Origin of the sequence: Pseudomonas maioricensis (genome assembly GCF_022790535.1) — a bacterium.
Lineage (GTDB): Bacteria > Pseudomonadota > Gammaproteobacteria > Pseudomonadales > Pseudomonadaceae > Aquipseudomonas > Aquipseudomonas maioricensis.
Genome location: NZ_LOHG01000026.1, coordinates 41,310 through 51,596 on the forward strand (window position 1 = coordinate 41,310; position 10,287 = coordinate 51,596).

General features: G+C 56.9%; 9 protein-coding genes. 4 read left to right on the forward strand and 5 right to left on the reverse strand.

Annotation, left to right across the window (positions count from 1 at the left end):
• Window positions 1-14 precede the first annotated feature (14 nt).
• Window positions 15-407 (forward strand): hypothetical protein, encoded by a 393-nt coding sequence (locus AUC61_RS24615; protein WP_243248877.1) that lies wholly within the window; start codon window positions 15-17, stop codon window positions 405-407.
• A gap of 273 nt (window positions 408-680) precedes the next feature.
• On the opposite strand, the gene AUC61_RS24620 is transcribed toward AUC61_RS24615, so the two are convergent.
• On the reverse strand, window positions 681-2,255 hold the full coding sequence (locus AUC61_RS24620; protein ID WP_243248879.1) for a lactate dehydrogenase: 1,575 nt from the start codon (window positions 2,253-2,255) through the stop codon (window positions 681-683).
• Between the two features lie 268 nt (window positions 2,256-2,523).
• Window positions 2,524-3,630, reverse strand: a complete 1,107-nt coding sequence (locus tag AUC61_RS24625) for a Gfo/Idh/MocA family protein (protein WP_243248881.1) — start codon at window positions 3,628-3,630, stop codon at window positions 2,524-2,526.
• 405 nt (window positions 3,631-4,035) lie between these two features.
• Here AUC61_RS24625 and AUC61_RS24630 point away from each other — a divergent pair, with 405 nt between their 5' ends.
• Both AUC61_RS24630 and AUC61_RS24635 read left to right on the forward strand, forming a co-directional pair.
• Window positions 4,036-5,586, forward strand: coding sequence for a TerC family protein (locus AUC61_RS24630; protein ID WP_243248883.1), 1,551 nt, complete (start codon window positions 4,036-4,038; stop codon window positions 5,584-5,586).
• Window positions 5,587-5,753: 167 nt separating this feature from the next.
• Window positions 5,754-6,005 (forward strand): hypothetical protein, encoded by a 252-nt coding sequence (locus AUC61_RS24635; protein WP_243248886.1) that lies wholly within the window; start codon window positions 5,754-5,756, stop codon window positions 6,003-6,005.
• A 201-nt stretch (window positions 6,006-6,206) separates the two neighbouring features.
• On the opposite strand, the gene AUC61_RS24640 is transcribed toward AUC61_RS24635, so the two are convergent.
• The 3 genes from AUC61_RS24640 to AUC61_RS24650 form a co-directional block, all read right to left on the reverse strand.
• Window positions 6,207-7,355, reverse strand: coding sequence for a MalY/PatB family protein (locus AUC61_RS24640; protein ID WP_243248888.1), 1,149 nt, complete (start codon window positions 7,353-7,355; stop codon window positions 6,207-6,209).
• A 99-nt stretch (window positions 7,356-7,454) separates the two neighbouring features.
• A complete protein-coding gene (locus AUC61_RS24645) occupies window positions 7,455-8,288 on the reverse strand; it encodes an amino acid ABC transporter permease (RefSeq protein WP_122664293.1) in 834 nt (277 codons plus the stop codon).
• Window positions 8,285-9,106, reverse strand: a complete 822-nt coding sequence (locus tag AUC61_RS24650; RefSeq protein WP_243248891.1) for a transporter substrate-binding domain-containing protein — start codon at window positions 9,104-9,106, stop codon at window positions 8,285-8,287. Before AUC61_RS24650 ends, AUC61_RS24645 begins: the two co-directional genes overlap by 4 nt.
• Before the next feature lie 200 nt (window positions 9,107-9,306).
• On the opposite strand from AUC61_RS24650, the gene AUC61_RS24655 reads away from it, so the two are divergent.
• A complete protein-coding gene (locus tag AUC61_RS24655; protein WP_243248893.1) occupies window positions 9,307-10,224 on the forward strand; it encodes a homocysteine S-methyltransferase family protein in 918 nt (305 codons plus the stop codon).
• The last annotated feature ends 63 nt before the right edge of the window (window positions 10,225-10,287 follow it).

Genomic DNA, 10,287 nt, shown 5'->3' on the forward strand with positions numbered 1-10,287 from the left:
GTTATGCTTCAGCCATGACTACCTCTCTGCCAATACGTCAACCCTGCCCACCGGGCGCCTGCAATTGCGGGCGTGAACGGTTGCAGGAACAGGAAGTTCGGATTCTGGCGTTGACCCGGCAGGAGGAGAAGCGTTTGCTGGAACGCCTGGAAAATCTGCAAAGCCTGGCGGATCTGCAAAAAATGCAGCGCCTGCTTTATGAGCAGTTAGGTATTCGCGTGGAGGTGGTACCGGGGTTTAACGAAGTGCGGACGATGCGCGGTATCGTGATCGATATCGATGAACTGCCAGGTTTATGCCGCAAGACCCGGCAATCGATCCCGGCGGCGATTCGCCGGGGCCTGGAAAAAAATCCCGAAATTGCCTATCGGTTGCTGGATGCTCACGATCTGTTTCGTGATGCCTGACTTTCCGAACATGACGCGATTGCCGTTCTGCATCACGTTGTCGCGCAGAAAAACTGGGGCCTGTAGGAGTGAGCTTGCTCGCGATAGCGGTACACCGGTTGAGAAATTATCGTCTGATTCGACGTTATCGCGAGCAAGCTCACTCCTACAGTAAGAGCATTTCCAAATCAGATAGTTGATTTTGATAACAACTGACGAGTCCTGCGAGGCAACGCAATGTCTGGAATACAACGCTCACTCCTGTAGGAGTGAGCCTTGCTCGCGGCCTTGTTATCAGTCGGCTACCGACGAAGGATTGGTTTGCAGCAGTACTTTGGCATGGACGGCCATCAGATCGTCTTCAAGCGTTGACAGGCCTGTTGTCATCCGTGAGTTGCGGTCGTTGCGCAGCGCGTCTTCGATCATACCCAGCAGATTACGAGACTTGGAAACTTCTCTCGGCGTAGTCGTCGTATCGACCAGTTTGCCTTCTTCATACTTCAATCGGGTCGTGGACTGGCTGACGTTCTGGGTAGAGCTGGCCTCAACCAGTTTGCCTTTATCGTAGCCAATACGCGTGGTACTGCTCGCTTTGTCTTCGATCTGGTAGAAATAATAATTCTGCGACTTCGAGTCTCGGTTCAGCGTCAGCGCCGTGCCTGGATAAAGACTCTTGTGGTACGAGGCGCTAAGGCTGGACGTCTGGCTCTGCTCCACAGACCTGTCCGCGCTTGAGGTGCCTTTGGTCTGCGTCGTTTGCGAAGCCTGGTAGGAGAACTTGTCGACCTCGGCGGGGCGTATCGGATTGGGGTACAGACTGGTCTGCGTCAAAGAGGCGCTGAAATCGGCAAGCCCGGTCAGCATTGAGCGATCAATGCTGTTCAGGTTGGAGCTGGCGGTGCCGCTCAGGCTTTTAGTCGTGCTCTGCAGTGACGAGAACGCATCTTTGAACAGCGCCATCAGGTCCTCGTCACCTTCGCCACGGCTTTGCGCTGCATCAAATTGTTCCAGGTAGCTTTGCACTGCCTTTGCTTGCTGTTGCGCGTTGCCAAGGATGGCACTGTTGTTTTTGACGCTCAGTTGAACATTGCCGGTTGGCCCGCTCATGTCGACTGATTTGGCTTGCTCGTCAGCCTTGAAGCTGAGTGTCTGGTATTGATCCTCGCCGACTTTCAGGCGTGCGCTGAGGTCGATCGAGGAAAACATATCTGGGTCAAGTTGAGCGAGGTCGCCCAGGTTCAGGCGTGGCTTACCTGCGGTCATGCCATCAATCGCGCCCTGAAATGACCCGGCCAGAGAGGTCAGCGCTTCAAGTTCAGCGTCATTGAGCCCACCGCCGGTGACGTCTGCGCTGACTGCGACACCTTCATCCTGACTGCTCAGGTTTAGTGTGATGGTCGCGCCACTGGTAGTTTTCAGGGTCAGCGTGATGGTGTTATCTGCGCTGCCGTGTAGTTGCGCCTGAGCGGATTTAACCGCGCTGGCATCTTTCACATCGCCCGCGGCGGATTTGACCAGCGACTGCGAGATCGAACTTGCGCCGCCTTTTGCCAATTGCTCCAGCAAGGCCGCGCCCAATCCCTGAAAACGCCCGGCAGTCGCGGAAGTCGACATATTGCCCGTCATCGCTACAGTCACGGCGTCGCGCACATCCTGTTCCAGGGTGTACACCGGCGCAGTGTTGGACAGGCCTCCGCGGATGGAGTAAACGGCCGCGTCGGCAACCTTGGAATCGACACCGAGCATGACCACGGACGCCGGAGAATTGGCGAGTGTCGGAGCAGTATTTTCGGTGGTCACCGGTACTGTCGTGGTAGTCAGGCTGGGCGTGAGCGGCGTGTTGGCAGTAACTAACGAGATAGAGGTCATAGCGCTTCCATGCTGGCGTAGTTGGTTTTGTATCTACTTTGTAGCGGCCGTTAACATGAAAACTTTAGAAAGTACCCCACGGGAAAGTCTCCAGCGGGGAAGACAGTATTCAGCCCTGGCGCTTATCAGGTAGGAGGCAACTTGTTGGCGAGGGTTTGACGCGGTGAATGCGGCCAGACGCCTCGCGAACAAGTTCGCTCCTACCGGTTAGCGCTGTGTGGCGGTGCAGTGATTGCTGCAGACGAAGATTCTGTGTCTGTTCGGGCCGCTACTCATTTGGCTCATCGGTATTGATGTACTTGGGCACTTTGGCCAGTGGCAAACGGCGAGCCTGTTCAATGCTGATACCTGGGCGATTCGGCAAGGGTTCGAGTTTCTGCGTCTGACCGGTTTCAAGGCTGCGTTCGATCGCCGCCAGCACTCGTACATCGCGCCAGCCTTCATCGCCGTCAGGCTCTGGTTCGCGGTCCTGGAGGATGCAGTCAGAGAAGTATTGGGTTTCACCGCCAAACTGATCAACGACCGGATGCTCATGCTCTTGTGTCTCGTCGCCAATGATGGCGCGGTAACTGATCGCAACGCCTTCACCAAAACCAAAGCATGGCGATGCTTCGAACTCGCCCTTGGTACCGATTAACTGATAACGCTCTGTGGCGGGCAGGCTGTAACTGACGGTGAATTGCGCCAGTCGTTCTTCAGGAAAACGCAGCGTGACGCTGACGGTATCCGGCGTGTTGATCTCTCGCCCCGGTGTGTGGACCGCTACAGCATTCACTTCCAGGGGTTCTGCATCGAAGAGGTTACGCACAGCATTGATCGGGTAAGGCCCCATATCTGCTGCGGGACCGGCCCAGTAGCCGCTTTGCATACGGTGATTTTTCGGGTCTGTGGTCTGCGCAAAGGTGGCTGTAAACAACCTCGGATCGCCGATTTCACCGGCGCGAACCCGGTTGATCATCTCCACGGTGCCCGGCTCGAAATGCAGTCGGTACGCAATCATCAGCTTGGAACCCGATCGCTTGGCGGCTTCGGTGATTGCGATGCAATCCTCTTCGCTGGTTGCCATGGGCTTCTCGAGCAGCACATGGATCCCGGCTTCCAGTGCCGGTACGGCGAACTCTCGATGACGAAAGTTAGGCGTGGCCAGGTAAATAGCGTCGATTTCACCCGATTTGAGCAAGGTGTCGAATTCGTCGTAGTGATAGCTTTTCAGGTCGTAAAGCTCAGCCAGTTTGTCGGCTTTGATCGGGTCGCCAGTGACCAGTGCAGTCATCACCGAGTTATCAGTCTGATCGACGCCGGGCATGAACGCCCCTTGAGAAATCCAGCCTCCGGCAACCACTGCGTAACGGATTTTGCCCTGTGCATCTGGCATGAGATAAGCCTCCAGAATCGCCCGGCGGAATGCCCGGCACGTATAGAAAGGGCACGCACAGACCCAGTAAGTTCAAACAGATTGCCCGTTGGATCAGATCGCGGAGGGCGGCGACGGCAAACTGATGTCAAGCTTTGTAATACTTTTCGTGAGTAGGAAAGTGACTTTTCCGTTGTAGGATCACAGCCCGTAATAAATCTCAGGATTGTATGAACACCGTACAGGAACCTCCCGGTTGCTTTGCCTTTAACTTGAGCTTCGATCCCGCTTCCTCCTCAGGATCAGCTCGTCTGAATACCCCCTTCGATAATCCGTCTAGTGTGTCCTTTGCGGCCGACGTGTTTTTACGTCCGGCAGGCTCACCAACGTCCGTCAAATCCCGTCTGCGAGAGATTCAATAGTTCTATGGAATGGATAGCTGATCCCACGGCCTGGCTTGGCCTGCTCACTCTGATCGTTCTGGAACTGGTGTTGGGCATCGATAACCTGGTGTTCATCGCGATTCTCGCTGACAAGTTGCCTCCCGAGCAGCGTGACAAGGCGCGGGTCATCGGCCTGTCGCTGGCGTTGATCATGCGCCTTGGCTTGCTGGCCAGTATTTCCTGGATGGTGACCCTGACCGCGCCGCTGTTCGAGCTGTTCGACCACAGCTTCTCTGGGCGAGACCTGATCATGCTGTTTGGTGGTGTGTTCCTGCTGTTCAAGGCCACGATGGAATTGCACGAGCGACTCGAAGGTCATGTTGCCGAGCGCACCAGCAACAGCACCTACGCCAGATTCTGGCCCATCGTTGCGCAAATCGTGGTGCTGGACGCCGTGTTCTCCCTGGACGCGGTGATTACCGCCGTGGGTATGGTCGAGCACCTGGCCGTGATGATGATTGCCGTGATTTTCTCCATCGGCCTGATGATCATCGCCAGCAAACCGCTGACCAAATTCGTCAACTCGCACCCGACCGTGATCATGCTGTGTCTGGGCTTCCTGATGATGATCGGCTTCAGCCTGACCGCCGAAGGCCTGGGCTTCCATATCCCTAAAGGCTATCTGTATGCGGCGATTGGCTTCTCGATCCTGATCGAGCTGTTCAATCAGGTCGCTCGCAAGCGTCGCAAGAAGTCGTTGCACGGTGCGCGGCCTATGCGTGAACGCACGGCTCATGCGGTACTGCGCCTGTTGGGTGGTCGCAAGCTGGATGCTGATGAGGTGGGCGAGGAAATCGCTGACCTGCTTGAAGGTGAACAGACCGAGGCGGTGTTCCACCGTCGTGAGCGGGTGATGATCAGCGGCGTACTGCAACTGGCCGAGCGGCCGATTCGTTCGGCCATGACGCCAAGGGCCGAGGTGGATCTGATCGACGTGTCGGACGACCCGGAAACGGTGCGTACCAAGCTGATGCATTCGTCCTATTCGCGCCTGCCGCTGATTCGTGAAGGCCGTGTGGATGAGCCATTGGGCTTCGTGCACAAGAAGGAGTTGCTCAAGGAGTTGCTGTCCGGCAATGAGCCGAATCTGGAGTTCATGGCGCGTAAAGCGATCAACTTACTGGAAAGCTTCACGATCCTGAACGCCTTGGAGCAGATGCGCAAAGAGTCAACGCACATCGCCTTCGTGATCAACGAATTCGGTGACTTTATCGGCCTGTTGACCATGACCGACATTCTGGAGTCCATCGCCGGTGAGTTGCCGGACGCCAGTGAAATAGAAGGTCCGGACGTTGTGGCCGATGAAGGCGGTTTCATTGTTTCCGGAGGCCTTAACCTGAGCCAGGTGCGCGAGCGGGTCGGTTTTCAGGCCCATGCAACCGAGGACTATCAGACCCTCGCCGGTCTGGTAATGAGCCTGCTGGATCGCTTGCCGAGGATTGGCGACAAACTCGACTGGGAAGGCTGGGACATGACCGTTGTGGGTGTTGAAGAGCGACGTGTTACCCGGGTTCTGTTACGCAAGCCGGAGTGACTATCAGGCGGTAAATGTCCCGCTATTGCTGGGCAAGCGCGAGCTAGACGCCTCGCGCTCCAGCATCAGCGGGGCTGATAATCAGTATCTGTAAGGGTGGTTTTTCATAACGCGGCAGTGACTTTAGATTGGCCCCATCACTTCGAAACAACTATTGGAGCCACATCATGAAACGCACTATCGCTTTGAGCTTTGCCCTTTCAATTCTGACCGCAACCAGCGCTTTCGCCAGCACATCGCCCATTCAGGCAGTCGCTGCGACCACTCAGGTTGCTGACCGCGCCACTACTTCATCCCCGGAAGTCCGTGTTGCCGGTGCTGGTAACAAAACCTTCGACCGCGTTGAAGTCAATCTGGACAAGAAGGTAGTGGTTGCAGAAAACCGCAAAGAATTCGGCTCGCAGTATCAGCGTTATTGATCGCGAGATCTGAACAGGAACAGCCCGGCTAGCCGGGCTTTTTTGTGCCTGGCAGAAGGGCTTGTAACGGCCCGAAATTTGAGGTGTTGGTACCTGTGGGAGCGGTGCTTGCCCGCGATAAGGCTGGACATGGTTCGCTCTAGATTGCGTCCAGCCTTATCGCGGGCAAGCACCGCTCCCACAGGTTACAGCGCCGACGCCTCAGCGATCTCGCAAACTGCGCTCCATCCGCGCCAGGCCTTCTTCCAGCAGTGCTCGTGGGCAGCCAAAGTTCAACCGCACGAACTGCTGGCAATCGTCACCAAATTCCGCTCCGGCACTCAGGCCTACTTTGGCGTGATCGAGGAAGAATTTCTGTGGGTCATCCAGGCCCAGCGCCGAACAGTCCAGCCAGGCAAGGTAGGTGCTTTGCGGCAGGTGCATGACGACGCCGGGCAGGCGGGATTTCACCGCTTGCGCGAGATAGTCACGGTTGGCTTGCAAGTAGGCATTGACCTGGCTTAACCAGTCCGCGCACTCGCTGTACGCCGCACGAGTGGCTTCCAGGCCCAGCACGTTGACGCTGTCGACCAGCCCCAGACGACCAGCGTTGAAGCGTTTACGCAGAGACTCGTCCTGAATCACGGCATAAGCAGTCTTCAGTCCGGCAATGTTGTAGGCCTTGCTGGCCGACATAAGGGTGATGGTGCGCTGGGCGATCTGTGGGCTGAGGGATGCAATAGGGACATGTCGACGGCCATCGAAAAGGATATCAGCGTGTATATCGTCAGAAATGATCAGAACGTCGTGCTGTACGCACGCTTCACCGATCAGGTGCAATTCTTCGCCGCTGAATACTTTGCCGAGCGGGTTGTGCGGATTGCTCAGCAACAAGGCACCGGCGTTTACCAGTTTGTTATTCAGCGCGGCAATATCCGTGTGGTACTCGCCATGGGCGTCGGCTTTGAACGGCAATTCGATGCGCGGCTGCTGCCAGTGATTCGGTGCGTGAGACAGCGGTGAGTAATTTGGCGTTTGGAGGACGACGCCCGAGTCGGCCGGTACCAGTGCGTTGAGCGCCATGTTGAAGCCGGGTTCGACACCGGGTAGAAACACCAGCTCTTGAGGCTGAACGCGCCAGCTGTAACGCTCCCAGAGGTAGTCAACTACTGTCTGGCGCAGGTTGTCCTGGGCCACGCCGTAGCCGAGCAGCGGATGCGCGAGTCGTTTCTGCAGCGCCTGAATGATCGGCTCGGCCACGGGGAAGTCCATGTCCGCGACCCACATGGGCAGCACGTCGGCGGGGTACAGACTCCACTTCTTGCTGTCGGTGCCGTGGCGTTCGAATACGGTGTCCAGGTTGATCGTCATTTCAGTCTCTGTCGGCGGGAAGCAAGGGCGACAGGTTAGCTGCGCCCATCGCATCGGTCCACCGCCAGTGACGAGAGCACCCGGATAGCTGAGGTCAGGTCAGCGCTGGTTCTTGTAGGCCTTGCCGTAGTGCCGCTCCAGGCGTGCCTGAATCAACTCCAGCCCAATGGACAGCAGCCAGTAGATCAGCGCTGCAGTGGTCAGCATTTCGATATAGCGGTAGGACGACCGGCCATAAGACTGGGCAAGGAACATCACTTCCCAGACACCCATGACCGATATCAGAGAGGAGTCCTTGAGCATCGAAATGAACTGGCTGGTGGTCGGTGGAATGATGGTGCGCATCGCTTGCGGCAGGGTGATTTGCCAGAACACCACGGTCGGGCGCATGCCCAGCGCCGCAGCGGCTTCGCGTTGCCCGGGAGAAACACCGATGATGCCTGCGCGAAAGATCTCGCTCAGGTACGCGCCGTAGTTCAGCGACAGGGCAATGATGCCCGCACTGATTGCACCCGGTACCACGCCCAGTTGCGGCAGACCGAGGTAGATCAACAGAATCTGAATCAGCAGCGGCGTGCCACGGAAGAACGACGCGTAAAAACTGGCGATACCAAACGCGACTGCACTGTTGGACAAGCGCGCCAGCGCCGTGGCAAAGCCCAGTATCAGCGACAGCCATATCGAGCAGAAGCACAGGAAAAGGGTCAGCGCCGCGCCTTGCAGGAAGCCATTGGGCGCCAGATGCAGCCCGACCAGATATTCCCATTTCGCGGCAATGATCGAGAACTTCAGGTCGAAGCTCATGAAAAACGCGATGCACAGACCCAGCATCACCATCCAGGTGAGATACAAGCGCGTTTTAAAGCCGAACATTCGCAGCAGGCGCGAAGATCCGGCGTTCAGGTCAGGCGGGGCAGGTTGATGCTGGCTCATTGGGTAATGTCGGAGCCGATCCATTTCTGGGAGATCTTGCCCAGCGTGCCATCGGCCTTGAGCTCGGCGATGACTTTGGTCAGCTTGGCATCCCATTCAGCATCGCCTTTTTCGGTCGCGATGACGTTAGGTTCGGCGTAAAGCGTGTCGCCAGCGATCTTGAAGCGTGGGTCCTGATTAATGCGCTCACGCGCAGTGATCAGGTTGGTGACCATGGCGTCGAGACGCACACCTGCGCCCAGTGCCAGGTCCTGGAAAGCCACGGTTTCGTTGTCGTACGGCGCAGCCTGAACAGCGTCGAACGGGTAACTGATGGGCTTGTCTTCTGCGCCTTCAATCACCAGATCCTTGTTCAGGTAAGCCTCGTAGGTCGAAGCGCTGATGACGCCGACTTTTTTACCGGAAAGGTCTTTGGCGGACTTGATCGCGTCACTCTTGGCGTTGACCACAATGACCGCTGGCGACTGATAGTACTCAACCGGGAAGTTGAACACCTGAGCACGGGCCTGGCTGGGTGTCATCGAGCAGATGCACACGTCATAACGGCTACCCCAATGGCCTGCGGCGATAACATCCCAGGATGGTGTCGCCAATTGCAGTTTCACGCCCAGCTTGTCGGCGACGGCTTTTGCCACATCGACGTCAAAGCCATCCAGCTGGTTTTGCTCATTGAGGAAAGAAAACGGTGGGTAGTTCTCCATCATCACACCGACCATTTCACCTTTTTTATTGATTTTATCCAGCGTCGCACCCGCCATCGCGGTGGAGCAGACGGACAGCAGGGCAAGACTCAAAGGCAAAACAGCACGTAAATTCATCACATCACCGAATAGATCGAATACAAATAATTGGTATATATTTAAACGCGATATTAAAAATGTCCTTAATTATTAATTGATCTATATGCCTGTTCTTTGGTTATAAGCACGGTTTTAGCGTTCATATACCGTCCCTGTTTTCCATTCATTTACCCGTTACGTGCATGCTCGTGACGGGCGTCCAGTTTTCAGGAGTTCCCATGTCTGCGATCCACAAAACAATTCCTCTGCGCTTGCTCGACGGCGGCATGGGGCGGGAGCTCATGCGTATCGGCGCGCCATTTCGTCAGCCTGAATGGTCGGCATTGGCGCTGATTGAAGCACCGGAATTTGTCCTGAAGGCGCATCAGGCCTTCATCAATGCCGGGGCGCGGATAATCACCACCAACAGCTATGCGCTGGTGCCGTTCCACTTGGGTGAAGAACGCTTTATAGCCGCTGCCCCGGCGCTCTCGGAATTGGCGGGCGAGCTTGCGCGCAAGGCTGCAGTAGAGGCTTCGCAGCCCGTTCAGGTCGCGGGTTCGTTGCCGCCGGCTCTGGGGTCTTATCGCCCGGACCTGTTCGACCATGATCAGTCGGTCGCAATACATCGCATCCTGATTGAGGGGCTGAAGGCCAGTGTCGACGTGTGGCTGGCTGAAACCCAGAGCTCGATTGCGGAAGTGCGCGCGGTACGTGAAGCGCTGGGCCAGGATGAGAAGCCGTTGTGGCTGTCGTTTACCCTGGAAGATGGTGAAGACCATGGCCCTCGTTTGCGCTCCGGCGAAACGGTTGCTGAAGCGGCGGCGGTCGCCATTGAACTGGGTGCCCGTGCGGTGCTGTTCAACTGCAGTCAACCGGAAGTCATGGCCGCCGCACTGGCGGCTGCGCGTGAGGTGATTGAGGCAGCCTCAGCGCAGATCGAGTTGGGCGTGTATGCCAACGCGTTTCCGGTGATGGAAGTGGAAGAAGAGGGCGCGAACGACACCCTGCACGACATCCGCGAAGACCTGGGGCCTGACGCCTATGCCCAGTGGGCGAATACCTGGGTAGAGCAGGGCGCTTCGGTGATCGGTGGCTGCTGCGGGATTGGGCCAGAGCATATCGCGGCGCTGCGTGGTCATTTCAAGCTGGCGTAGACCTCGGCAATCAAGTCTTGAACTGTAGGAGCGCACGAGCACCGCGAGGCCGCGATGGCGGTG

What these genes read in the sequence shown, in the direction of transcription:
- AUC61_RS24615 (WP_243248877.1), top strand. Translation starts at nt 15, where the DNA reads ATGACTACCTCTCTGCCAATACGTCAACCCTGCCCACCGGGCGCCTGC.
- AUC61_RS24620 (WP_243248879.1), bottom strand. Translation starts at nt 2,255, where the DNA reads ATGACCTCTATCTCGTTAGTTACTGCCAACACGCCGCTCACGCCCAGC.
- AUC61_RS24625 (WP_243248881.1), bottom strand. Translation starts at nt 3,630, where the DNA reads ATGCCAGATGCACAGGGCAAAATCCGTTACGCAGTGGTTGCCGGAGGC.
- AUC61_RS24630 (WP_243248883.1), top strand. Translation starts at nt 4,036, where the DNA reads ATGGAATGGATAGCTGATCCCACGGCCTGGCTTGGCCTGCTCACTCTG.
- AUC61_RS24635 (WP_243248886.1), top strand. Translation starts at nt 5,754, where the DNA reads ATGAAACGCACTATCGCTTTGAGCTTTGCCCTTTCAATTCTGACCGCA.
- AUC61_RS24640 (WP_243248888.1), bottom strand. Translation starts at nt 7,355, where the DNA reads ATGACGATCAACCTGGACACCGTATTCGAACGCCACGGCACCGACAGC.
- AUC61_RS24645 (WP_122664293.1), bottom strand. Translation starts at nt 8,288, where the DNA reads ATGAGCCAGCATCAACCTGCCCCGCCTGACCTGAACGCCGGATCTTCG.
- AUC61_RS24650 (WP_243248891.1), bottom strand. Translation starts at nt 9,106, where the DNA reads ATGAATTTACGTGCTGTTTTGCCTTTGAGTCTTGCCCTGCTGTCCGTC.
- AUC61_RS24655 (WP_243248893.1), top strand. Translation starts at nt 9,307, where the DNA reads ATGTCTGCGATCCACAAAACAATTCCTCTGCGCTTGCTCGACGGCGGC.